Consider the following 24,248-nt stretch of genomic DNA (forward strand, 5'->3'; position numbering starts at 1 on the left):
ACATGGCGAAGGTATTGCTCGCAGGAGAGTCATGGTCGACGACGTCGATCCACACGAAGGGTTTTGACTCCTTTGTCACTTCCGCATATGCCGAGGGGGCAGATGATTTCATCGCTGCTCTGAAGTCAGCGGGTAACAGCGTTGAGTTCCAGCCCAACCACGTTGCGGCCGAACGATTCCCGACCACCGCTGAGGAGCTCAGCCAGTACGACGTTGTCGTGCTCAGCGACATCGGGGCTAATACGCTCTTGCTGCCCAACGGCGTCTTTGCCAAGGGCGAGCGGATTCCGCATCGCCTCGAAGTGTTGGCGCAGTGGGTGCGCGACGGAGGATCGCTCTTGATGGTTGGCGGCTACCTCAGCTTCCAAGGCATCGAAGCGAAAGCGAACTACCGCAACACTGCCTTGGCGAGCGTTCTGCCGGTCGAAATGGAGATTGGCGACGACCGCGAAGAGACTCCGCAGGGTGTCGAAGCCGTGTCCCTCGACAACCATTCTGCCACCGCCGGCCTGCCGACCTCGTGGCCCGCAGTGCTCGGTCATCATCGCTTGGTTGCCCGCGACGGTGCCCAGACCCTGGCGACTGTCGGGGCGTTCCCTCTTCTTGTCGTGGATGCCGAAGGTGCCGGCCGCGTTGCCGCTTTTGCGAGCGACATGGGCCCGCACTGGCTGCCGACCGAGTTCTTGGAATGGGACGGCTTTGCTCCCATGTGGAACCAGTTGATCTCGTGGCTCGCTCGCGAGACTGACTAAGCACAGGCAAGTAGGACTAAATGGTGGGCCACGTTGTTGCGCTCGACTTTGGCGCGACTAGCGGCCGTGTAATTCTGGGCGAGGTCGGCCCTGACCAGTTGCGCACGGCAACGCACGCGCGATTCACTAACCGTGCGGTGAGCGTGCGCGGCTGCCTGCATTGGGACGTTCTCTCCCTGTGGCAGGGCGCGCTCGACGGGCTCACTTCGGCGATCCGCGAAGTGCCAACGGTGTCGTCTGTCGCGACCGACACGTGGGGAGTCGATTACGGGCTGCTGCGCGACGGACAGCTTCTCGGCAATCCACGGCACTATCGCGATGAACGAACCGACGCCGCGGTCGAGCGCGTGCAATCGCTGAGCCCGCAGGCTGAGCAATATGCGGCAACCGGCATCCAGTTCATGCCGATCAACACGATCTACCAGCTTTCAGCCGACGCGGCAGAAAATCGGCTCGAGCTAGCTGACACCGTTCTCCTCATGCCCGACCTCTTTACCTACTGGCTGAGTGGGATCAGCATCGCCGAGACCACGATGGCCTCAACGACCGGACTGCTCGATGTGCACACTCGGCAGTGGAGCGACAGCCTGCTCGACGTCGCCGGAGTGCGGCGCGAACTGTTGCCCGAGCTCGTGATCCCGGGTACTCGCGTTGGCGAGCTGGACGCGGATGTCGTCGCCCAAGTGCGCGCAGAGTCACCCATCGAAGTGGTCGCCGTTGGCTCGCACGATACGGCGTCGGCGGTGACGGCGATTCCGATGCAACCGGAGACGGCAGCGTTTATTTCGTGCGGCACGTGGGGACTGGCTGGTGTCGAGTTGGAGAGCCCCGTTGTTACTGAGGCGACCCGTACCGGTGGATTCACCAACGAGGTCGGCGTCGATGGACGCATTCTTCTCATGCGCAATGTCATGGGGTTGTGGATTTTGAGTGAAGCAGTGCGCCAGTGGGAACGCGACGGCGAAGCGATCAGTTTGCCCGAACTTATTGAGGCAGCCTCCGCCGTCTCCGACGCGATGCCCGTAGTTGACGTCAACGATCCTCGATTCTTGGCGCCAGGCAATATGCCTCGACGAATCACTGAGTGGTGCACGGAGCGCGGCATCCGCGCACCCGGCAATCGCGCCGAGATGGCACGCTGCATTATTGAATCTCTCGCTCAAGCTTTCGCGGATGCCGTGCTCAGCGCTGGATTGCTCGGCGACGTCCCGGTAAAGACGATCCACATCGTTGGCGGCGGATCCCTCAACCGTTTGCTGTGTCAGCGCACCGCTGACCGCGCGGGAATCCCGGTTCTCGCGGGCCCAGTCGAGGCGACAGCGCTCGGAAGTGTCCTTGTTCAAGCGCGCGCGATGGGACACATCTCGGGCAGTCTCGACTCGCTTCGCGATCTCGTGCGACGCACACATCATCCCGTCAGCTACACGCCTCGCTGACCCCGCAACTCTCCCTGAATTAGTCTCACCCCTGAATTCGCCCAACATAAGGACTGAAAAGATGACCGCACGAATTGCTCCCGACCTCGTTAGCGCCGATCTCCTCGGACTCACCACCCGCCTCGGCCTACCCGAGCGCGACCTCGTGATTCTCGCTGAAGGCAACACGAGCGAATTGATCGCTGATGGCACGATTATCGTCAAGACGTCGGGTTCCTCGATGCAGAACGCAACGGCAGCAAACTTTGTCAGCGTCGAAATCGAACCTCTCCTCGAGGTGCTGCGTGATCCGAATGCCAGCCAAGACCGATTGACGGCCGAACTGGATGCCGGTGAGATCGACGGTCAGCGGGTGCGGGCATCCATTGAGACCCTCATTCACGTGGCGGTGCGCGCGTATGCACCGGCGCGGTACGTGGCTCACACCCACCCGACCGCGGTCGTTTCGTTGCTCGCGAGCGTGCACGCTGAAACCTCGTTCGTCGATGCCGTTTACTCAGACGAGCTCATGGTCCTGGGTCGTAGTCTCTACATTCCTTATGCTCAGCCCGGTATCGAACTTGGCCAGCTGTTTTTGTCACGACTCGGTGAGCACGTCGAACAGTATGGTGAAGTGCCGTCGTTGATTCTGTTGGGAAACCACGGCATCGTCGCGATTGCTGATACGGCGGAGGGGGCTGAGGCGATTTCCCTGATGGCGGTCAAGAGCGCCCGGGTTCGTCTCGGTGCGTTACAAGCCGGCGGAATCGCGAGTTTGAGTGCGGAAGTGACTGCCCACTACTTCGACCGCCCCGACTTCCGTGAGCGCCGTGCTGCTCTCACGGGCACCACCAAATAGTAGCTGAGGCGTTTGCCGCCGGGCCGCAGTTCCGCTAGTGTTGACCCTTGGTGTCTGCACTATAGGGTGCGACATCCGATCATGAGCCCTCCAACCGGCATTGTTTCTTCTGAAACAACCATCGGAGCGGGATTCACGAACACCTCACTCGATCAATGAAAGCAGCACTATTGTGACGCGTACATATTCGCCCAAGCCCGAAGACGTCAAGCGGGAATGGGTCATCATCGACGCCGCCGACATCGTTCTCGGCCGTCTTGCCAGCCACGCAGCCATCTTGCTTCGTGGAAAGCACAAGGCCACCTTTGCTCCTCACATGGACATGGGTGACTTCGTCATCATCATCAACGCTGAGAAGGTTGCCCTCACCGGCTCCAAGCTCGCGAAGAAGAAGGCTTACCGCCACTCCGGTTACCCGGGTGGGCTCACGGCCACCACGTACTCCGAGATGCTGGAGAAGCACCCCACGCGCGCCGTTGAAAAGGCCGTCCGTGGAATGCTCCCCAAGAATTCACTCGGTCGCGCTCAGCTGTCCAAGCTGAAGGTTTACGCGGGTACTGAGCACCCTCACGCTGCTCAGCAGCCGACTCCGTACACCCTCACCCAGGTCGCTCAGTAGCGCCCGCGCTTTACTAAGCAAAGATAAAAGGACTTATTACAGTGGCTAAGATCGAAGATTCAATCACCGAGGGTGCACCCGAGTCGTACACGACCGAGTCGGCAGCAGTTGAGGCGCCCACCGCGCCTCGCCCCGTTCTCACCGTTCCCGGCGCAGCCGTCGGACGTCGCAAGCAGGCAATCGCCCGCGTGCGTCTCGTTCCCGGTTCGGGCACCATTACGGTCAACGGCCGTGAGCTCGCCGAGTACTTCCCCAACAAGCTTCACCAGCAGCTCATCAACGACCCGTTCAAGGTTCTTGACCTGCTCGGCGGTTACGACGTAATCGCACGCATCACCGGTGGTGGCCCCTCGGGTCAGGCCGGCGCACTGCGTCTCGGTATCTCTCGTTCGCTCAACCAGATTGACGAAGAGAACAACCGTGCAATCCTCAAGAAGGCTGGCTTCCTTACCCGTGACGCTCGCGTCAAGGAGCGTAAGAAGGCTGGACTCAAGAAGGCTCGTAAGGCTCCGCAGTTCTCGAAGCGCTAACCCGCTTTCCCTGCTAGCGGCAACGCATGGCACGTCTTTTTGGTACAGATGGTGTTCGCGGTTTAGCGAACAGTGATCTTACTGTCGAGCTTGCACTCGGCCTGGCTCAGTCGGCAGCAGTCGTACTGGGTCAGGGTCGAGTTGCTGATGGCCGGCGCGCTTCTGGCCGCCGTCCCGTCGCAGTTGTTGCACGCGACCCCCGCGTATCCGGCGAATTCATATCCGCCGCAGTATCCGCGGGGCTCGCGAGCTCGGGCGTCGATGTTTTCGACGCCGGGGTAATTCCCACCCCGGCAGCTGCGTTTCTCGTTGCCGATTTCAAAGCCGACCTCGGAGTAATGATCTCCGCGTCGCACAATCCCGCCCCCGACAACGGAATTAAGTTCTTTGGTCAGGGCGGCACCAAACTTCCCGATGAGGTTGAAGACCGCATCGAAGCAGCCCTCGCCGCACCGAGCCTCGCTCCCACCGGTATTGAGGTTGGTCGCATCCGTCGTTTCGCCGATGCTGAAGACCGCTACGTCGTGCACCTCTTGTCGACGCTGCCGAACCAGCTCGACGGCATCCACGTCGTTCTTGACTGTGCTCACGGTGCAGCCGCTGGGGTTTCGCCCCAGGTTTTCACGGATGCCGGCGCCAAGGTCACCGTGATCGGTGCAGACCCCGACGGCATCAACATCAATGAGGGCGTTGGATCGACGCATCTCGACAACCTTGCCTCCGCAGTCCTCGCGCACGGTGCCGATGTCGGCATCGCCCACGACGGCGACGCTGACCGTTGCCTCGCTGTGGACAAAGAGGGCAACATCGTCGATGGCGACCAGATCATGGCAATCCTGGCTGTCTCGATGGCTGAACGTGGGGTGCTGAACGACCGCACGCTCGTCGCGACCGTGATGAGCAACCTCGGACTTCGTCGTGCCATGGCCGAGCACAATATCAAGATGCTCGAAACCAAGGTCGGTGACCGCTACGTGCTCGAAGCACTCGGCGAGCACGGTTTGTCCCTCGGCGGAGAACAATCGGGCCATGTCATCATGACCAAGTTTGCGACCACGGGCGACGGCATCCTCACCGGACTTCACCTCGTGGCCGAGATGGCTCGCACCGGCAAAACACTGGCGCAACTCGCTGCTGTCATGACGGTCTACCCGCAGGTTCTTGTGAACGTTCGCGGGGTTGACCACCACGCACTCGGTTCCAACGCCGCCATCGCTGACGCGGTTGCTGCTGTGGAAGCTGAACTGGGCGACACCGGCCGCGTGCTCTTGCGGGCATCCGGCACTGAACCCATGATTCGTGTCATGGTCGAAGCCGAGCACCATGAGGTCGCTCAGCAGATGGCAGATCGCCTTGCCGCTGTTGTGCTTTCTGAACTCGGCAACTAACGAGTTTTCTCGCCGCATTGGCTGCCCGCGACAGTCCCTCGTGTGCCCGGCGAGGCCTCAATGCTCTACGTCTTGCGCAGCAGCACCTTCGACACCGCATGGTTCGCATCCTTGCGCAGAATGAGTGACGCCCGTGGTCGGGTGGGGCGAACATTCTGGATGAGGTTGGGTTCGTTGGTGCGCTTCCACACTTCTTGAGCGCGTGCCCGGGCTGCGCTCTCGCTGAGATCGGCAAAGCGGTGAAAGTAGGATCGCGGATTGCTGAACGCGCCGCGCTGGAGCCGCAGGAAGCGTTCCTCGTACCAGTGCGCAATGTCGCTCGTACGCGCATCCACGTAGATGGTGAAGTCGAAGAGGTCGCTGACGGCGAGGCTATTGCCGGGGCTTGGTGGTTGCAGCACGTTGAGGCCTTCGACGATGAGTACGTCGGGTTTGCGCACGGTCACTGCTGCATCCGGGATGATGTCGTAGGCCAGGTGGGAGTAGAACGGTGCGCGCACAACGGGTTCGCCGGCTTTGATTTTGCTGACGAAGCGGAGCAGCGCCCGACGGTCGTAACTTTCGGGGAACCCCTTGCGTTCAAGGATGCCGCGGCGTTCCAGCTCAGCGTTGGGGTGCAGAAAGCCGTCGGTGGTGAGAAGTTCGACGCGCGGGGTGCCTTCCCAACGGGAGAGCAGCTCGCGGAGCAGCCGGGCGATCGTGGACTTTCCCACGGCGACAGACCCAGCGACACCAATGACAAAAGGCGTGCGTCCGGTGGATGCTCCCAAAAACTGGGTGGTCGCAGAGTGCAGCTGTTGGGCATTCTCTGCGTACAGATTAAGGAGGCGGCTGAGGGGAAGATACACCTCAGCAACTTCGGTGAGGTCGAGTTCGTCGCCGAGTCCGCGCAGCTCAATGAGCTCCGCCTGGGTCAGGGGAACTTTCATTTTCGGGGCAAGTTCAGCCCAATCGCTCCGATCAATTTCAAGAAAGGGAGAGATGTGACCGTGTCCGGAGCCATTTTCATGCATCCCGAACATCCTATCTGCGCACGGATACCCAGTTTGGGGAACTAAACTCGTCTCCATGTGTGGAATCGTCGGTTACGTTGGTAACGAAAAAAGCCTTGAGGTTCTCCTCGGCGGTCTCAAGCGTCTTGAATACCGGGGTTACGACTCCGCCGGTGTCGCGATTATCGACGAGGCTGGAGTGCTCGGAACGCGCAAGCGTGCAGGCAAGCTGCAGATGCTCTTGGATGATCTTGAAGCCGACCCTTTGGGCAATGGCGCCACCGGAATCGGCCACACCCGTTGGGCAACCCACGGTGGCCCCACCGACGTGAATGCTCACCCGCACTTGAGCCGCGACTCTAAGCTCGCGCTGATCCACAACGGCATTATCGAGAACTTCTCTGAGTTGAAGAACGAGTTGCTCCTCGAGGGCGAAACGTTCATTAGCGAGACCGACACTGAGGTTGCAGCCCTTCTGATCGGGCGCGAGTACGACAAGACGGGTGACCTCACCGCTGCGATGCAGAGCGTCGTTTCGCGTCTTGAGGGCGCTTTTACTCTCCTCGCCGTACACCAGGACCAGCCACGTGTTGTTGTCGGCGCTCGCCGCAACTCTCCGCTCGTCATCGGTTTGGGCGACGGCGAGAACTTCTTGGGCTCTGACGTTGCGGCTTTCGTAGAGTTCACGCGTCGCGCGGTTGCGATTGGCCAAGACCAGATCGTTACGATCCGTCCCGACTCTGTCGACGTCATCGACTTCGACGGCAACCCGGTTGAGGTCGAGGAATTTGACATCGCGTGGGACGCCTCAGCATCCGAAAAGGGTGGCTGGTCGAGCTTCATGGCGAAGGAAATCAGCGAAGAGCCGGATGCCGTAGCTAACACCATTCTTGGTCGCGTTCAGGATGGGCTGGTCAAGCTCACTGAATTCGAGCCTCTCGGTGATGACGTGATTGCGAACATCGACCGCATCGTCATCATTGCGTGTGGAACCGCGGCGTACGCGGGAATGCTCGGCAAGTACGCCATCGAGGCGTGGGCGCGCGTTCCTGTCGATGTTGAACTCGCTCACGAGTTCCGCTACCGCAACCCAATTTTGACTGACCGCACGCTTGTGATCTCGATCAGCCAGTCCGGCGAAACGATGGACACGCTCATGGCGGTCAAGTTCGCGATGGAGTCCGGCGCGAAGGTTGTCTCGGTGTGCAACACGCACGGCGCAACGATTCCGCGTGAATCGCACGCTGTTGTGTACACGCACGCTGGTCCTGAGGTTGCTGTGGCATCCACGAAGGCTTTCGTCGCGCAGGCCACGGCGCTGTACTTGATTGGTCTGCACATTGCGGGCGTGCGCGGCACGCTCAGCGATGAGGAGATTCGCGAGAATGTCGCCGAGTTGCAGGCGATTCCCGACAAGATCTCCGAGGTTTTGGTCACGTCGCAGTCGATCAAGCAGCTGGCTCACTGGATGACAGACACCCAGTCAGTGCTCTTCCTCGGTCGCCACGTTGGCTACCCGATCGCCCTTGAAGGCGCGCTCAAGCTCAAGGAGCTCGCGTATATTCACGCGGAGGGTTTTGCTGCTGGCGAGTTGAAGCACGGCCCGATCGCGCTCATTGAGCCTGGTCAGGTTGTCTTCGTGATCGTTCCGAGCCCCCGCGACCCGAACTCTTTGCACAAGAAGGTTGTCTCCAACATTCAGGAGATCCGTGCTCGAGGCGCCCGGGTTATTGCGATCGCCGAGAAGGGCGATGCCGCAGTGCTGCCGTTCGCCGATGAGGTTATTCCGATTCCGTTGGCTGGCTCGTTCTTTGAGCCGCTGCTTGCTGTCATTCCGTTGCACATCTTCGGCATGGAGCTTTCTGCTGCGAAGGGACTCGACGTCGATCAGCCTCGCAACCTCGCGAAGTCTGTCACCGTCGAATAGGTTTCACCGTGATTGTGGGGATCGGTGTGGATGTCGTTGATATCGCCCGCTTCGAGCGAGCGTTGCAGCGCACACCGACCCTCACATCGCGCCTGTTCTCTGAGAGCGAACAACTCAAAGACGGTAAACCGCGACCCCTGCGCTCGCTAGCAGGGCGTTTTGCGGCGAAAGAAGCACTCATCAAAGCCCTCGGCGATTCGGCGGGAGTCACTTGGCACGACATGCGGGTGGTTTCTGACCAGCTCGGCAATCCTTCGCTCGAGCTCCACAATTCGACCAAAGCCATTGCCGAACGTCGCGGAATCACCTCGGTGCACCTGTCGATGAGTCACGACGCCGGAATCGCGATCGCCTATGTCATCGCGGAGGCACACCATGGCTGATCTTCGACTCGCCACTATCAACACGGCGGCCATCACCCACAACGTTGCGACCCTGCGGGCGCTCGTTGCGCCGGTGCAGGTGATGGCTGTTGTCAAAGCCAATGGTTACGGCCACGGTGCTATCGAGAGTGCCCGCGCGGCTCTCGCGGGAGGCGCCGACTGGCTCGGCGTTGCTGATCTGACCGAGGCCTTTGCCGTGCGCGGCGCCGGAATCGACGCTCCGCTGCTGGCGTGGTTACACCAGCCGGGGGCAGCGTTTGGCGAAGCGGTTCGCGCGAATATCGACCTCGGCGTGAGCAGCACCGAGCAGCTGCATGAGGTGGCCGCGACATCCGATACTGCGTTCGTGCATTTGAAAGTCGATACAGGCTTGCATCGCAATGGCGCCTTCCTCGAAGAGTGGCACCAGTTCTTCGAAGCGGCGGTTGTTCACGAGCTCGCGGGTCGCGTTCGCGTGCGGGGTCTGTGGAGTCACCTCGCCAACGCGGGTGCCGAGCACGACGCTGACCAGATTGAGCAGTTCTCGGCCGCGGTCGCCATGGCCGAGTCGGTAGGGCTCCGCCCCGAACTGCGCCACCTAGCCGCGTCAGAGGGCGCGATCAAACATCCTTCTGCTCGTTTTGATCTCGTTCGTGTCGGCATCAGCAGTTATGGGCTGTCACCCGCCGCCGATGTGGATGCTGCGGCACTCGGTCTCGTACCCGCCATGACCCTCAGCGCTCCTGTCGTGTCGGTGAAGCGCGTTACTGCCGGTTCTGGGGTTTCCTATGGCTACTCCTACCGGTGCGAGCAAGACACCACGCTCGCGCTCGTGCCGCTCGGCTACGGCGATGGGGTTCCCCGTCATGCCTCCAATCGCGGACCGGTTTCCATCAATGGCGTCGTCGGTCGAGTTGCGGGTCGTGTCGCGATGGATCAAATTGTTGTCGACATGGGCAACGCGAACGTCGCAGTCGGCGATCGGGCAGTCCTTTTCGGCGACCCAGCACAATCGGTGCCGACGGCGGATGACTGGGCGGCAGCCGCTGACACTATCAACTACGAAATCGTGACCCGCATCGGTTCCCGTGTAACCCGCAGGTATGAGTCGTGACCACACTGACAATCGCTTCTCCCGACCGCATGGCCGAGCTGGGTGCCGTCATCGCCGCGCAACTTGTGGCGGGCGATCTGGTGATGCTCAATGGCGAGCTCGGTGCCGGAAAGACCACGCTGACGCGCGCGATCGGGGAGACTCTCGGCATCCGCGGCACGGTCACGAGCCCCACTTTTGTGCTGGCGCGCACGCATCCGAGACTCGACGATTCGGGAGCAGAAGTTTCGCAGGCGGAGGCGCCACCGCTCGTGCACGTCGACGCATACCGTCTTGGTAGTGCCGTAGAGCTCGACGACCTCGACATCGACTTTGAGTCATCCATTGTGGTCGTCGAATGGGGCGCTGGCTTGCTCGACGGCGTGAGCGAAAGCTGGCTCACCGTCGACATCGTGCGCCCGGTGGGCGCCGGGGCGGCAGATGAGGACCCCGATTCAGACGGCGTCGACGCCTCCAGCGATCACGCCGACGATTTTGCTGACGAGGCGATCGAGCCGCGCACCGTCACCGTGACGGGAAGTGGTCCGAGATGGGCAGACATGGAGTGGCTCAATGCTGTTAGCGATTGATACCTCGGCGGGCACGAGCGTTGCGATCGTCGACGCTCAGGGCGTGGTGAGAGCGGAACACAATTCTTTGGATACTCGCAAGCACGCCGAAGTCGTTGGCGACTTCATCCGCAGCTGCCTGACCGACGCTGAGTGCGCTGTAACCGACCTGACCGGTGTCGTTGCGGGAATGGGCCCCGGGCCCTTTACGGGCCTGCGCGTTGGTATTGTGGCGGCTCGAGCTTTTGCCTTTGGCGCTGGCCTTCCGTTGCTGCCTGTCGTGACGCATGACGCACTAGCGCTTGGGGAAACTGAACCGATCGTCGTGGCCACCGATGCCCGTCGCAAGGAACTGTACTGGTCAACGTACGAGGGATCGGATGCCGCGGGGTTGCCCGTGCGCGTTGCTGGCCCGGCGCTCGCTCCCGCCGCCGAGCTCGCCGCTAGCGTCCCGAGTTTCGAACACTTTCAACTGAGGGATTCGCAACCCGTGCACGCCTCGAACTTGGCACGGCTCGCATTCCTGCTGCGCGAACACCACCGTCCTTTTGCCGGCGAAGAGGCGCTCTACTTGCGTTCGCCAGACGTCACACTCTCCGCCGGACCGAAACGAGTAACCGCATGAGCTGGCAATTGCGCCGCGCGACCGAGAACGACCTCGACGCCATCATGGCGATTGAGACCAGCGAGTTCGCGAACGATGCCTGGTCGAGTGACATGATGCGTGCGGAGATTCGCGACAACCACGGGTACTACGTGATCGCGCATCCCGTGGGGGAGCCCGCGGTGGTCACGGCCTATGCGGGATTGCGTTCGCCGTTCCGGTCGCCACAGGCTGACATCCAGACGATTGCTGTTTCTCCGGATGCGCGGCGTCAGGGAATCGGTCGTGCGCTGATGCACGCGCTGATGGTGGAAGCGCGCGATCGCGGGGCGAGCGAGCTCTTTCTTGAGGTGCGCGACGATAATCCCTCTGCGCAGCGACTGTATGACTCGCTCGGCTTCGAGCGCATTGCGGTGCGACCGAACTATTACCAACCGGATGGGGTTGATGCCATCGTGATGCGACTCACTATTCCTGAGCCCAAACTTTCTCCCGCGGTGGGTGCCTGATGTCGAATCCGGCTCCGAATCCAGCTTCAGCGGTAGCAAGCTCTGCTCTCTCGGGTCAGCTTCCCGCCAACACCACAAATCCACTCGTGCTTGGCATCGAGACGAGCTGTGACGAGACCGGAATCGGTATCGTGCGCGGCAATCAATTGTTGGCCAATGTGATCTCGTCGTCGATGGATGAGCACGCTCGCTACGGGGGCGTGGTTCCCGAAGTTGCGGCTCGCGCGCACCTCGAGGCGATGCAACCAGCGCTCGAGCAGGCGCTCGCCGAAGCCGGCGTTGAACTGTCCGAGCTGGACGCGATCGCGGTCACGAGCGGCCCGGGGCTTGCAGGCGCTCTCATGGTTGGAGTTGCGGCTGCCAAGGCGCTTTCGGTAGCCACGGGCAAGCCCTTGTATGCGGTGAATCACTTGGTTGGTCACGTCGGCGCCGATGTCTTGCGCGATGATGGAACTGAGATTGAGCTTCCGACGATTGCTCTGCTGGTATCTGGTGGTCACACCTCTCTGCTGCTGGTGCGGGATCTCGTTTCTGATGTTGAGCTCCTCGGCGAGACGATTGATGACGCTGCGGGCGAGGCATTCGACAAGGTCGCGCGCTTGCTCGGATTGCCCTATCCCGGTGGACCCCAGATCGATCGAGTTGCTATCGGCGGCAATCCAAAGGCGATCCGTTTTCCGCGCGGACTCACCCATACCAAAGATGTTGATCGTCACCGTTACGACTTCTCGTTCTCGGGTCTCAAAACCTCGGTCGCTCGTTGGGTTGAGCGCGAGCAGGACGCAGGCACCGACTTTTCGATTGCGGATGTCGCAGCAAGTTTCCGCGAGGCCGTCGTTGATGTACTCCTCACCAAGGCTGTCGCGGCCTGCGTTGATCGCGAGGTGCCGCGCCTGTTACTCGGGGGTGGTGTCGTGGCGAATTACCGCGTTCGTGAGCTAGCCGCCGCGCGGTGTGCGGAGGCGGGGATCGAGCTGCGGATTCCTCCGTTGTCGCTGTGTACCGATAATGGGGCGATGATTGCAGCACTGGGCGCCCAATTAATTATGGCAGGCAAAGAGCCCTCAACTTTGGGCTTCAGCGCTGACTCCACGCTCCCCGTAACGCAGATTCAGGCGTGATGGCGAAGTAAAATCTGGGTTACTCGCGTTGACAGGGTTCTTTCAGGCTGAGAATATAGGTGCGCCGCAATTGGCCCATGAACTAAGGAGCATTTCGCCATGTCAGAACCCACCCCCTACGCTGCAGCACCTGCAGGCGCAGCGCCCGCGAAGTGGAATGTTCTCTCGATCATCTCCCTCGTGACATCGGTCTTCGGTCTCAGCCTCGTCGGCATCATCCTCGGGCACATTAGCCTGAGCCAGATCAAGAAGACCGGTGAGCAGGGTAACGTTCTCGCCATCATCGGCCTCATCCTCGGATACCTCGGCTTCGTTGTCTTCCTCTTCCTCGCCATCGGCTTCGTCATCGCCCTCGGCGCCGCAGGAACTTCGTACTAAGCAGCAACGCACGAAAAGGGCCCGCACGCGAGTGCGGGCCCTTTTCTGTGGGGAGAGTCTTGCTAAAGTGTGCCCATGGCTACCAACAACTCAGACGACTCAATTCCGTCGATCTCAACGCCCGGCGCGTCCTCAACTTCTGACGAGACCCTGGCGAAAGCCACCCCCTCGGCCAAGAAGCCCGCAGCGAAGAAGTCGCCTGCCTCTAAGGCGACCGCTGCTAAGTCCACTGCTGCATCCAAATCGACTTCCGCGGCCAAGGTAACCGCCGCGCCTAAGGTCACTGCGGCGCCCAAGGTCAGCGCTGCTAAGAGCACGACTGCCAAGCCAGCAACGGCGAAAGCAACGGCGACAAAAGCAACCGCAGCAAAGTCGACAACGGCTAAAGCTGCAACCACCAAGGCTGCGGCGACCAAGGCTGCCGCTGCTAAGACAACAGCGGCCACGACAGCAGCGGCTAAAGCAGCCAACGCAAATGACTCAGCGACACCAGCCACACCATCTGCTGCAACGCCTGCCACCACTACTGCCACATCCGCGGCGGCAGTGACGGCTGGCAGCGCAGCAGCGAGCGTGCCGCCCGTCCCGCCAGCGCCGAAGCCCGCCGGGGCATCAACGGCTGCATCGAGTGCTCCCGTAGCTCCGGCTGTTCCTCCCGCAGCACCAGCCGCTTCTGCGGCGCCTACGGCTGGTGACCCTTACGCGGCTCCGAGTGGAACTCCGGTTCCCGGCTATGCAGACACGACTACTCCTGGGCAGGCTTCGTTCACCCCCGTTCCGGCTGGCCCCCCTCAGGGGCTTTCCATCGCCTCGATGGTCACCGGAATCGCTGGATTGTTGTTTTCCTTCATCTTCATGGGATTCTTGCCTGCGCTGGCCGCGGTTGTTCTCGGCCACCTTGCCCAGAAGAAGCAGAAGTATGCCCGCCCGTTCTGGCTCACCGGTCTCATCACGGGTTACGTTGGAATCGGCCTCAGCCTGATCGTCGGCATCTTTATTGCGATTGCCTTCTTGCTGCCGTTCATCTTCGTTGGTGGAAACGGCTATGGCTACGGCTACTAAGTCTTAACACGTGCCGATTTTCCCGCCTCACTAGTGAGGCGGGAATTTCAGTATTAGGCCGCAGTTGGTGTCACTCGTTGAGCAAGCAGTGCGCGGCGTTTGCCAGCAACGCGCGTCAGAATCAGTGTCGCGCTGTTTTCGCCCTTGAGCGAGAGTGACGTTCTAAAAGTCGCGGGGTCGATGTCGACCCCGCGCTTTTTGATTTCCAACGTGCCGATCTTTCGCGCCGCCAATTCTTTTTTGAGCGAACGCTTGTCGAGAGTGAAGTCCTCGACGATCTCGAAGCAGCTTGCGAACGGGCTCGCGACAGCAGCATCCGCACTGAAGTAAGCGATGGAGGTGTCGAGCATTCGCCCGTTCAGTTGTCGTGCAAGATCCCCGATGAGGCGGGCACGGATGACGGCGCCATCGGGTTCGTAGAGAAACTGTCCGAGTTCTCCAGCGGGTTCGTCTTCGCTGTCGGCGGCTGCCGTGAGTTCAGCAGTGCCATGGTCTCCGATCACGAGGGCTGCGCGCCGAATGCCGGGGCGGGCGACAGCCCCGAACCACAGTCCTAGCTCGACAACTTCGCGTCCAACAGAGATCCACTGGGCTTCGGCGGTGTCAGGGATGAGGTCGCGGTCAATTCCGGGGCCGAGTTTGATGCCCGTTGGATAGCGCTCAGCGAGACCGAACGCAAAGTCGAGGGAGGGCGTCCAGTCGGCGGGGTTAGTGAGACGCACCCGGGCGTCGCGGCGGGCGGGGTCGAGGTAGATACCGTCAATGCCAGCGAGGTCAGTAGTTTCGGCATCGCCGTGAACGACTTGGGCATTGCTCCACGGCGCGAGGTTGAAGCTGGCAATAGCGGCGGTGGTTTCGTCACGCTCAACGGCGGTGACGTTGATCTCGAGGGCGGCGATGGCGAGAGCATCCGCTCCAATGCCACAGCCGAGGTCGGCTACCCACTTCACTCCGGCCTTCGAGAACCGGCCGGCGTGCTGGGCAGCGACGGAAAGGCGAGTTGCTTGTTCGAGGCCGGCCTCGGTGAAGAGCATCCGGTCGGCAAACGGGCCAAACTTGCTGGCGGCTTTCGCGCGAAGTTTGGATTGGCTGAGCACGGCAGCAACCAAGCCGGGGGTGTGGCCGGCCTTGCGAAGCTCGGCGACGGTGCGCACGATTTCGTCACTCGAGTGCCAGGTCGGCAGCGAGTCCAAGAGGCGAAGGCCCTCGGCTGAAAGTAGCTCGCGCAATTCGCTCTGATTCATTCTCTAACCGTATCCGCATCCGTATTGGCACTCACGTTGATCGAGTGCCAACCAAGCCGTATAGTTGATCTGGCACTCCTGCACGGAGTGTGCCAGCCCAAGCACTTTTAGAAAGAGGTCAAACGTGTCGGTGTCCATTAAGCCGCTCGAGGATCGCATTGTTATCAAGCAGGTCGATGCAGAACAGACCACCGCGTCTGGGCTCGTCATTCCTGACACTGCGAAAGAGAAGCCCCAAGAGGGTGAAGTAGTCGCTGTAGGTCCCGGTCGTATCGACGACAACGGAAACCGCGTGCCGCTCGACATCGCAGTTGGTGACAAGGTCATCTACTCCAAGTACGGCGGAACCGAGGTGAAGTACGGCGGAGAAGACCTTCTCGTACTTTCGGCTCGCGACGTTCTCGCTGTCATCGTTCGCTAAGTAGTCTCTCGCTCACGCGATACTAACTTTCTCGTCTCCCGTTCGCGGTGAGGCGTCTCGAAAGCCCAGGGCCTCGGCTCTGGGCTTTCGCCGTTCCCGGTGGCATGTGCGGGCAGCATCCGACCCTAGGATTTAGTAGTGACCTCCACTTCTTCGGCGACTGATCGCGTCTCGCCCAGCGGCCTCGGCTTTGCTGTGTCTGCCTACGTTTTGTGGGGCGCGATGCCGATCGTGTTTTTCTCGCTCAAAGAGTCGGGTGCGATCGAGATTGTCGCGTGGAGAATCGTGTTGTCTCTGGTGTTTTGCGCGGCGCTTCTGGTGGTTACGCGGGGATACGCACGGGTCATGGCGATCGTCCGCGATCGTCGCACCTTCTGGATGTTGGGCTTGGGCGGCGCCTTTGTTGTCGTCAACTGGCTCATTTATGTTTACGCGAGCCTGAACGGCCACATCGTTGAGGCTGCTCTCGGGTATTTCACGAACCCGATCGTCACGGTGCTCCTCGGGGTGCTCGTTCTGCGCGAGCGCCTTCGCCCGCTGCAATGGGTCGCCCTGGCAATTAGTGCGCTCGCCGTTCTCGTCTTGGCCATCGGCTACGGCAGCTTTCCGTGGATCGCGTTGGGCCTCGCGTTCAGTTTTGGCCTTTACGGTCTCGTGAAGAAAAGCGTGGGGCCTAAGGCGGATGCCGTGGGCGGCCTCGCCGTCGAGACAGCATTTTTGACGCCGGTTGCGATTGTTATTCTGCTCGTGCTTGCGGCCAACGGGCAGCTCGCAGCGGGCACGGCGGGACCGGGACACCTCACTTTGACGCTCTTTTTGGGTGCCATCACCGCGATCCCGTTGATTCTGTTTGCTGCTGCAGCGCGGCGATTGCCGCTCACCTATATGGGCTTGGCCCAGTACTTGGCACCAATCCTTCAACTCATTGTTGGGGTCTTTGTGTTCCACGAGGCGATGCCGCCGGAGCGTTGGTTGGGCTTCGCGATCGTCTGGATTGCGCTCGCTATTTTGACCTACGATCTCTTCCGCCACTCTTCGCGCACGCGGCTTGGTTCGGCGGCTGAAGCACCGGGCGCACCGTAGTATTCCGTTGAAGGTGCCTGATCGCCCGAGGTCAGCGCGCGGAGAGAGGTTAGGCAATGACGAGGTTTCGAGCGACTCGACGTGTGGCTGTGGCGGTAACGATCGCGGTGGCTCTCGCTGCGTGCAGTACTCCTACGCCGACCCCCGCTCCGATTGTGGCGTCGACGCCCACGGTCGTTCCCACTTCCGTAGCCACGCCGAGCGGTGATGGTGTTCTTCGTATCGGCACGATTTTTCCGACGAGTGGCACGTTTTCGTTTCTGGCTGCAGCGCAGAAAGCTGGTGTAGCCGCCGCGGTCAAGGAAATTAATGCTGCTGGCGGAGTGAACGGTGAGCCGGTCGAGATCGTCGCGGTCGATTCGGGCGAGGCTAAGAACACGAAGCTTGAGTCGAACTTCAAGACCTTGGTCTCTAAGGATGTCGATGTTGTGATCGGCCCGTCATCGTCGGTGCTGGCGCAGCGAGCAATCCCGTTGGCCATAGACGCGAAGATCCCGCTCATCTCGCCCGCCGCAACGCTGTCGAGTCTCGACGACGTTTTTGATGACGGCTACTTCTTCCGCACCATCCCGGCCTACGACCAGCAGGGCTATGCGCTCGCTGAAACTTTGGCTGGTGGCGACACAACGCAGAGAATCGCTTTTGTCTATGTCGACGATGAGGAGGGCGTAGCGCTGCACGACACGTTCGTCGAAGCGCTCGCCGAGTATGACACCGAACTCGTCGCGGATGAGGTCTTCACGAGTTCAACTACGAAGTTCGACACGATCACCGCCAGCGTGAAGAAGGCAGAACCCGACATCGTGGTGATCGGGTCGACCTATGAAGCTGAGAAGGCAACGAAGGCCGCCATCGAGAAGATCGTCGCGGCCGGATATAAGGGATCGGAGCTCTGGCTCACCTCGCTGAACACGGGCGACTATTCGCAAGCGTTCAAAAACGGCACGCTCAAGGGTGTTCGGGGAGTTATTGAGGGAGCGCAGCCGTCAAAGACTTTTATCGCCACTCTTAAGGACACCAACTCGAAGCTGACGACTTACCGCTACGGGGCAGAAGCCTACGACGCCACGATGCTGGCGGCGCTCGCTGCAATCGTGGCGGGGGACGATGCAGGTGAGGCCATCGCCGGTTCGCTTTACGATGTCTCGAAAAGCGGTGTGAAGTGTCTGAGTTTTGAGGAATGCCTCGAAGTGCTCAAGACCACGAACGACATCGACTACGACGGTGTTTCTGGCCCTGTGAACTTCACTCCCGGTGGCAACGTAGAGCCCGCATTCTGGGGTTATTACACCTACGACGGTGAAAATAAGTTCGTCTTTAAGAGTGGCTCAATCGTCGGCTAGTTCGAGTGCCGCCCGGATTGGGGGCGAGATTCTGACCCTAAATGGCCCGCGCTGAGTTCTCCTTTTCAGCATTGGCCAGTACCGTAACAATGCCGCTCTCTGTTGTGGGTGGTAGATAGGAGCGACTGTGATGACATCCATGCCCTATGGATCACGCGTGTCGCTGCGAGCCCGACGCGGGTTCACGGCAGTTGCAGGCGTGCTCGTTGCGGCCCTCATGCTGAGCGCATGCTCGGTTGAGGAGCCCGTTGAGGAGACCCTTACCCCCAAAGATTTGACTCTCACCGTCGGAGCCTTGGTGCCCGAGTCCGGAGCGCTCGACAAGTTCGGTCCGGCAGTGTCTGCTGCGATCGCATTGGCTGCTCAAGATGTGAATGACGCCAATGCCAAGCTCACGGTGAACGTGGAGTCGGCCGATTCCGGCGACTCCACGGGAACGACCGCCGAGGATGCCGTCACGGAGTTGCTCGCTGCTCGTGCAACGGTGATTATCGGCGGACTCTCCAACGGTATTTCCAAGAAAGTGATCGACACGATCACCGAAGCGGGCGTTGTCGAGATCTCGCCGGCGAACGATTCTCCTGACTTCTCTAACTACGGTGACAACAACCTGTACTGGCGCACCTCGCCGTCTTGTGCGCTCGAAGGCACCGCACTGGGCAACGAGATGGCAGAGCGTATTGGTGAGGGATCAATCGCGATCCTCTCCGAAGACACGCTGTGTGAACCGCTTCTTCCGCGTGCTCTCAGCGAAGCGTTCTTGCGCGGTGGAGGCGAATTGCTTTCTCAAGAGATGATCGATGAAAGCGCGACTGATCTCGATGAGAAGATCGAGCGAGCAATCGCTGCAGAGCCGGATGCCGTGGCGATCGTGGGCTCGAAGCGGGCCGAGAAGATTGCTAAGGCGTTCATCGCTGCCGGTTACTCAGGCGACCAACTCTTCTTCACCGGATTGTCGCTTGGCGAGCGTGACTCGGGATTTGCGAATGGCAGCCTCACGGGCTCGATCGTGACGCATCCCGGTCTTGATATCTCGACGATTTCGGGCTTCACGGATCGACTGTTGGAGATCAACCCCAGCCTCAAAGACTTTAGCTATGCCGCCGAGAGTTACGACGCCGTGATTCTTGCGAGCCTGGCCGCGTTGGCCTCGCAAAAGATTTCGGGCGAAGCGATCTCGAGCAAACTGCAAGAAGTCTCCGGCGGCAGCGGTGACGGTGAAGTCGCGACAACGTTTGCGGATGCGGCGAAGATTGTGCTCGATGGTCGCACCGTAGATTACGACGGTGTTTCAGGCCCGATAACCCTCAATGACAATGGTGATCCACAGGGCGCCATCATTGGGATTTACCAGTACGGTAGCGACAACGTGTACACCCGGATTAAGTAAGAAACACCCGTGTTTCCCAAAGTCTACGAATGGTAACGATTCCCAAGAGCGTTACAAGGCTGTAGTACAGACGTATTGTGCGGATGTGCCGGGTGGGCATAGCTTGACAGTGTGGTGACACGGTAGTGCCACATTTGATTCCTGAACACATTCGAAACGCAAGGAGCAACATGAGCGTATTCGCGAAGGCTACGGCCTCCCCATCACGGTCCAAGCGGACCCTGTTGAGCGGTCTCGCAATCGTCGGTGCAAGCGCACTGGTTTTGGCCGGCTGTGCAACTGACGGTGGAGAAACCTCCACTGGATCCGAGGGTGGCGAACTGTCCCTCAAGCTTGGAACGGCACTGCCCGTAACCGGTAACCTCGCATTCCTCGGCCCGCCCGAGATCGCGGGAACCGAGTATGCAGCGTCGCAGGTCAACGAAGCCGATGCTGGCATCCAGATCGACCTTATTCAGGGCGACTCCGGTGACACCGACAACAAGGCATACGAGACTGAAATCCCTCGCCTGCTCGGTGAAGACGTTTCCGCAATTCTTGGTGCAGCATCCTCGGGTGTTTCACTTCAGTTCATTGACCAGGTTGTTGGCGCTGGAGTAATCCAGTTCTCGCCGGCAAACACCTCGGCCGCATTCTCGACGTACGACGACAAGGGCTTGTACTTCCGTACCGCTCCTTCCGACGTACTTCAGGGTGAGGTTCTCGGTAACCTGATCGCTGCCGATGGTCACGAGACCCTTGGCATGATCGTTCTCAATGACTCCTACGGAACCGGTCTTGCCGGCTACACGCAGGAAGCATTCGAAGCCGCCGGTGGCGAGGTAGTTTCACAGCCCACCTACAACACCGGTGACACCACGTTCGATGCTCAGATCTCTGAAGTTCTTGCTTCTGACCCTGACGCCATCGCACTGATCACGTTCGAAGAAGTTTCGACCATGCTTCCGAGCATCGTCAGCAGCTTCCCGGCCGAGAACCTCTACTTCGTAGACGGTAACCTCGCCAACTTCGGTGACGAGTTTGCTGCTGGAACCCTCGAGGGCGCCAAGGGAACTCTTCCCGGCCTGAGCGTCGACACGATTGCTGACTTCACGTCGGCCGTCAACGACTTCTGGGTCGAATCCGGACAGCCTGAGCTCGAAGAGTTCAGCTATGCAGCAGAGTCCTACGACTCGGTAATCCTTCTTGCTCTCGCATCGCTCGCAGCCGGTTCCACCGACTCCGCAGCAATCGCTGAGAAGCTTCAGGAAGTATCGGGTGGTTCGGGCAACGGCGAGAAGTGCACCACTTTCGCTGACTGTGCAGAAATCATCAACGGTGGCGGCGTAGCTGACTACGACGGCATCTCTGGTCCGATCACCTTCGATGAGCTCGGTGACCCCACCGAAGCTCAGGTTGGTATCTACCAGTACGGTGAAGACAACACCTACAGCGCTTACTAAGTCTCACTGAGACTTAGCTTTCGCTAAGAGAAGGCCTCAACCCTCACGGGTTGGGGCCTTTTTGCGTGCGGGGGACTGCGGTGGCGCGTAATGGGTTTTCCCTGTGGACCGGGTGTGCCCTTCTGAGGCGTGTTCACGAAGTCGGGTGCAGCGTTGCCCCACGGATGCGTCGTTGAGCCGTGGGGCGGTGCTGAAAGCGTTTCACGGCCATCACTGCACTCGAGTCAAACGTGAAACTGCATCAGGTCGCCCTGTAAGCGCCTTACTTCGTCCCGGCGTATTCGTGGATGGTTCGGTACGAAACGACCGCTCAGGACGTCTCTGAGCGCTGCGGGCGCTGTGGTGGGGGAGCAGGACGCCGCTGCATGGCCCCGATTGAGCCCCACGGCCGCTCCCGGAGCACCAAAAAGGCCCCACCCGAACGAATCCGGATGGGGCCTTGTGAGAAGCGTATTGGCTAGGTGCCGAGGGTTCCAAGGTAGAGCCCGATGACCTTGGGGTCATTCAGGAGCTCGCGCCCGGTGCCTTCGTACGCATCGTGACCCTGGTCGAGAACGTAGCCGCGGTCACAGATTTGCAGGCAACGACGTGCATTCTGCTCCACCATGATCGTGGTCACGCCGGCCTTGTTGATCTCCGATACGCGGATGAACGCCTCATCCTGCTTCACCGGTGAGAGTCCAGCAGACGGCTCGTCGAGAAGGAGAACGTGCGGATCCATCATGAGTGCGCGAGACATGGCGACCATTTGGCGTTCTCCACCCGAGAGTGAACCCGCGCGCTGCTTGAGGCGCGACTTCAACTCGGCGAAAATGCCAGTCACAAATTCGAGACGCTCATCGTAGATCTTGGGGTTTTGGTACAGCCCCATCTGAAGGTTCTCTTCGATCGTCAGGCTCGGGAACACGTTGTTGTTTTGCGGAACAAAACCGACTCCGCGGGCGACAAGCTTGTTAGCTTTGAGGCCGGTGATGTCATCGCCGTTGAGGCTAATCGATCCGCCGCGCACCTGCACCTGACCGAAAATGGCCTTGAGTAGGGTCGACTTGCCGGCACCATTCGGACCAATAATTCCGATCAGTTCACCCGGGTTAGCGACCAAATTGCAGTCGTTGAGGATGTCGACGCCGGGCAGGTACCCTGCGGTCAGGCCCTTGACGTGGACAACCGCATTCTCGGTAGGGATTGCGTTCACTTGCCGGTCTCCTTGCGGTTAGCGATGTTTTCGTCGAGGTGTTTGACCTCCGCGGCAAGTTCGATCGCTTCAGTGTTGAGTTCGCCTTCGATGCGGCCCGTAACGATTCCCAGGTCGACATCTTGATGCGAACCGAGGTACGCATCGATGACGGCTTGGTTCTTCATGACCTCATCCGGGGGACCTTCAGCAACGACCTGACCTTCAGCCATCACGATTACCCAGTCGGCGATGTGACGCACCATGTGCATGTCGTGCTCCACGAAGAGCACGGTCATGCCCTCTTCCTTCAGGTCGAGGATGTGGTCGAGCAGCGACTGAGTCAACGCGGGGTTGACACCGGCCATGGGCTCATCCAGCATCACCAGCGTCGGCTGGCTCATGAGGGCGCGAGCCATCTCGAGCAGCTTGCGCTGTCCACCGGAAAGGCTGGCGGCGAAGTCAGACGACTTGGTGTCGAGCTTGAATTTCTTGAGCAGAACGATTGCGCGCTCTTCGATCTCGGCTTCTTGCTTGCGCCAGAGGCTGGGGATCATGGCGCGGAAAATGTTCTCCCCGATCTGATCCTTGGCACCGAGTTTCATGTTCTCAAGAACCGTCAAGAGCCCGAGGGCCTTCGTCAGCTGGAACGTGCGCACCTGGCCGAGGCCGGCCACTTTGTGCGCGCCCATTCCGGCGAGCGGGTGCCCATCGAAAGTCCACTTGCCTTCATCAGGCTTGTCGAAGCCGGTCAGAAGGTTGAACAGCGTCGTCTTACCGGCACCGTTCGGGCCAATCAATGCGGTAATCGCATTGCGGGGGATCTCGACGTGGTCGACGTTCACCGCAGTGAGGCCACCGAATGTTCGACGAATTCCGTCAGCGATGATGATCGGGTCAACCTTGGCAACACCAGGAACGATGTCGCCCTTGTGGAGTCCGGTTGTCTTTGCTCGCTGCACCGGCGCAGCCGATGCGTCATTACTTGACAAAGGTCAGCTCCTTCTTGTTGCCGAGGATGCCCTGCGGTCGATAGATCACGAGCAACATCAGTGCCACACCCACAAGGATGAAACGCACCGTCTGCGACTGCGTCGTGGTCATGAACGGCAAGAGGCCGACGTTGACCATGGCGGGAAGCAGGTTGCTCAGGAGGGTTTGCACACCCCAGAAGATCACCGAACCGATAATCGGTCCGAAGATCGTTGCAGCTCCACCGAGCAGCAACGCGGTATAGACGAAGAACGTGAGCGACGTGACGTACACACCGGGGTTCACCGAGGCCGGGAGGGCGTAAATGATTCCACCCATGGCGCCGAAGACACCACCGAGCATGAGCGACTGCAACTTGTAGGAGAACACGTTCTTGCCGAGGGCGCGCACGGCATCCTCGTCTTCACGGATTCCCTTGATCACTCGGCCCCACGGGCTGCGCATGACAGCCCAGAGGATGAAGGCAGCAAGCGCCAGAATTGTGATTCCGAAGATACGAACCCACCAACCGTTGGCGTTGTACTCCCACGGGCCGAAGCCGTAGGTGCCATCGGGAATCGGGTTGAACGCACGGAAGCTCTCGTGGTATCCGCTCAGTCCATCGGCAGAACCGGTGTACTTGTCGAATGTCGTGGTCAGGAACAGCAGACGCACAACCTCGGCGGCCGCAATGGTCACGATGGCGAGATAGTCACCGCGCAGTCGCAGGGTAGGGATACCGAGGATCAGGGCGAAGACAAGCGAGCCACCGACACCGACGAGCATGCCGCCCCACCACGGAAAACCGAAGGTGAGGATCGAGATTGCGTAGCCATAGGCGCCGATCGCCATGAAGGCGGCCATACCCATGTTGAGCAAACCGGTGAATCCGAAGTGCATGGCGAGACCGAGCGCCGCAAGGGCATACCCGATCGTTGCCGGTGCAATCAGTGATGACCCGGTGTTGGAGAGAATTTGCAGAATATCCATGAGCGGCCC

Annotated in this window: 25 protein-coding genes; 20 read left to right on the plus strand and 5 right to left on the minus strand. The window is 60.3% G+C overall.

All coding sequences use genetic code 11. The features are described 5' to 3' along the window. Positions 1–2 precede the first annotated feature (2 nt). From I6E74_RS03955 to glmM, 6 genes are all read left to right on the plus strand, one after another. Positions 3–752, plus strand: a complete 750-nt coding sequence (locus I6E74_RS03955; protein WP_197123144.1) for a glutamine amidotransferase — start codon at positions 3–5, stop codon at positions 750–752. Positions 753–772: 20 nt separating this feature from the next. Then, positions 773–2,188: a rhamnulokinase family protein gene (locus tag I6E74_RS03960; RefSeq protein WP_197123146.1), complete on the plus strand. Its 1,416-nt coding sequence runs from the start codon at positions 773–775 to the stop codon at positions 2,186–2,188. A 61-nt stretch (positions 2,189–2,249) separates the two neighbouring features. Beyond that, the gene (locus tag I6E74_RS03965) at positions 2,250–3,026 is read left to right on the plus strand and encodes a class II aldolase/adducin family protein (RefSeq protein ID WP_197123148.1); all 777 of its coding nucleotides are present in this window, start codon (positions 2,250–2,252) and stop codon (positions 3,024–3,026) included. Positions 3,027–3,198: 172 nt separating this feature from the next. Next, positions 3,199–3,645: a 50S ribosomal protein L13 gene (gene rplM, locus I6E74_RS03970; protein ID WP_010203785.1), complete on the plus strand. Its 447-nt coding sequence runs from the start codon at positions 3,199–3,201 to the stop codon at positions 3,643–3,645. 41 nt (positions 3,646–3,686) lie between these two features. After that, positions 3,687–4,175: a 30S ribosomal protein S9 gene (rpsI, locus tag I6E74_RS03975; RefSeq protein ID WP_197123150.1), complete on the plus strand. Its 489-nt coding sequence runs from the start codon at positions 3,687–3,689 to the stop codon at positions 4,173–4,175. 26 nt (positions 4,176–4,201) lie between these two features. Then, entirely contained in the window at positions 4,202–5,563 is a 1,362-nt protein-coding gene (gene glmM, locus I6E74_RS03980) for a phosphoglucosamine mutase (RefSeq protein WP_197123152.1), read from the plus strand. Positions 5,564–5,628: 65 nt separating this feature from the next. On the opposite strand, the gene coaA is transcribed toward glmM, so the two are convergent. Further along, on the minus strand, positions 5,629–6,576 hold the full coding sequence (gene coaA / locus I6E74_RS03985; RefSeq protein ID WP_231601775.1) for a type I pantothenate kinase: 948 nt from the start codon (positions 6,574–6,576) through the stop codon (positions 5,629–5,631). A gap of 55 nt (positions 6,577–6,631) precedes the next feature. On the opposite strand from coaA, the gene glmS reads away from it, so the two are divergent. From glmS to I6E74_RS14340, 9 genes are all read left to right on the plus strand, one after another. Next, positions 6,632–8,482 (plus strand): glutamine--fructose-6-phosphate transaminase (isomerizing), encoded by a 1,851-nt coding sequence (gene glmS, locus I6E74_RS03990; protein WP_197123156.1) that lies wholly within the window; start codon positions 6,632–6,634, stop codon positions 8,480–8,482. An 8-nt stretch (positions 8,483–8,490) separates the two neighbouring features. After that, a complete protein-coding gene (locus I6E74_RS03995) occupies positions 8,491–8,865 on the plus strand; it encodes a holo-ACP synthase (RefSeq protein WP_197123158.1) in 375 nt (124 codons plus the stop codon). After that, the gene (gene alr, locus I6E74_RS04000; RefSeq protein ID WP_197123160.1) at positions 8,858–9,958 is read left to right on the plus strand and encodes an alanine racemase; all 1,101 of its coding nucleotides are present in this window, start codon (positions 8,858–8,860) and stop codon (positions 9,956–9,958) included. The genes I6E74_RS03995 and alr overlap by 8 nt, the downstream gene beginning before the upstream one ends. Continuing rightward, the gene (gene tsaE / locus I6E74_RS04005) at positions 9,955–10,527 is read left to right on the plus strand and encodes a tRNA (adenosine(37)-N6)-threonylcarbamoyltransferase complex ATPase subunit type 1 TsaE (protein WP_307784372.1); all 573 of its coding nucleotides are present in this window, start codon (positions 9,955–9,957) and stop codon (positions 10,525–10,527) included. Before alr ends, tsaE begins: the two co-directional genes overlap by 4 nt. Further along, the gene (tsaB, locus tag I6E74_RS04010; RefSeq protein WP_197123162.1) at positions 10,511–11,131 is read left to right on the plus strand and encodes a tRNA (adenosine(37)-N6)-threonylcarbamoyltransferase complex dimerization subunit type 1 TsaB; all 621 of its coding nucleotides are present in this window, start codon (positions 10,511–10,513) and stop codon (positions 11,129–11,131) included. Before tsaE ends, tsaB begins: the two co-directional genes overlap by 17 nt. Then, complete coding sequence (rimI, locus tag I6E74_RS04015; protein ID WP_197123164.1) at positions 11,128–11,619, plus strand: ribosomal protein S18-alanine N-acetyltransferase; 492 nt, start codon at positions 11,128–11,130, stop codon at positions 11,617–11,619. The genes tsaB and rimI overlap by 4 nt, the downstream gene beginning before the upstream one ends. Next, on the plus strand, positions 11,619–12,740 hold the full coding sequence (tsaD, locus tag I6E74_RS04020; RefSeq protein WP_231601118.1) for a tRNA (adenosine(37)-N6)-threonylcarbamoyltransferase complex transferase subunit TsaD: 1,122 nt from the start codon (positions 11,619–11,621) through the stop codon (positions 12,738–12,740). Before rimI ends, tsaD begins: the two co-directional genes overlap by 1 nt. Positions 12,741–12,839: 99 nt before the next feature. Beyond that, the gene (locus I6E74_RS04025; RefSeq protein WP_197123166.1) at positions 12,840–13,118 is read left to right on the plus strand and encodes a DUF4190 domain-containing protein; all 279 of its coding nucleotides are present in this window, start codon (positions 12,840–12,842) and stop codon (positions 13,116–13,118) included. A gap of 75 nt (positions 13,119–13,193) precedes the next feature. Beyond that, on the plus strand, positions 13,194–14,180 hold the full coding sequence (locus I6E74_RS14340; protein WP_231604464.1) for a DUF4190 domain-containing protein: 987 nt from the start codon (positions 13,194–13,196) through the stop codon (positions 14,178–14,180). A 53-nt stretch (positions 14,181–14,233) separates the two neighbouring features. Here the strand turns inward: I6E74_RS14340 and I6E74_RS04035 are convergent, their stop codons facing one another. Continuing rightward, entirely contained in the window at positions 14,234–15,424 is a 1,191-nt protein-coding gene (locus I6E74_RS04035; protein ID WP_197123168.1) for a class I SAM-dependent methyltransferase, read from the minus strand. A gap of 124 nt (positions 15,425–15,548) precedes the next feature. Between I6E74_RS04035 and groES the strand changes: the two genes are divergently transcribed. The 5 genes from groES to I6E74_RS04060 all read left to right on the plus strand — a co-directional run bounded on the left by groES (position 15,549) and on the right by I6E74_RS04060 (position 21,103). Beyond that, positions 15,549–15,845 (plus strand): co-chaperone GroES, encoded by a 297-nt coding sequence (gene groES / locus I6E74_RS04040; RefSeq protein WP_197123170.1) that lies wholly within the window; start codon positions 15,549–15,551, stop codon positions 15,843–15,845. Between the two features lie 138 nt (positions 15,846–15,983). After that, positions 15,984–16,928: an EamA family transporter RarD gene (gene rarD, locus I6E74_RS04045; protein WP_197123172.1), complete on the plus strand. Its 945-nt coding sequence runs from the start codon at positions 15,984–15,986 to the stop codon at positions 16,926–16,928. A 56-nt stretch (positions 16,929–16,984) separates the two neighbouring features. Then, entirely contained in the window at positions 16,985–18,271 is a 1,287-nt protein-coding gene (locus I6E74_RS04050) for an ABC transporter substrate-binding protein (protein ID WP_197123174.1), read from the plus strand. Positions 18,272–18,401: 130 nt separating this feature from the next. Next, entirely contained in the window at positions 18,402–19,661 is a 1,260-nt protein-coding gene (locus tag I6E74_RS04055) for an ABC transporter substrate-binding protein (RefSeq protein WP_197123175.1), read from the plus strand. 170 nt (positions 19,662–19,831) lie between these two features. After that, the gene (locus tag I6E74_RS04060) at positions 19,832–21,103 is read left to right on the plus strand and encodes an ABC transporter substrate-binding protein (RefSeq protein ID WP_197123178.1); all 1,272 of its coding nucleotides are present in this window, start codon (positions 19,832–19,834) and stop codon (positions 21,101–21,103) included. 457 nt (positions 21,104–21,560) lie between these two features. Here I6E74_RS04060 and I6E74_RS04065 read toward each other — a convergent pair whose 3' ends face one another. From I6E74_RS04065 to I6E74_RS04075, 3 genes are read right to left on the minus strand one after another with little or no spacing between them, the layout of a single operon-like run. Next, positions 21,561–22,298, minus strand: coding sequence for an ABC transporter ATP-binding protein (locus I6E74_RS04065; protein WP_197123180.1), 738 nt, complete (start codon positions 22,296–22,298; stop codon positions 21,561–21,563). Continuing rightward, entirely contained in the window at positions 22,295–23,239 is a 945-nt protein-coding gene (locus I6E74_RS04070) for an ABC transporter ATP-binding protein (protein ID WP_374189214.1), read from the minus strand. The genes I6E74_RS04065 and I6E74_RS04070 overlap by 4 nt, the downstream gene beginning before the upstream one ends. Positions 23,240–23,258: 19 nt before the next feature. Beyond that, complete coding sequence (locus I6E74_RS04075; RefSeq protein ID WP_197123184.1) at positions 23,259–24,239, minus strand: branched-chain amino acid ABC transporter permease; 981 nt, start codon at positions 24,237–24,239, stop codon at positions 23,259–23,261. Positions 24,240–24,248 lie beyond the last annotated feature (9 nt).

Source organism: Salinibacterium sp. SWN139 (genome assembly GCF_015864625.1).
Lineage (GTDB): Bacteria > Actinomycetota > Actinomycetes > Actinomycetales > Microbacteriaceae > Rhodoglobus.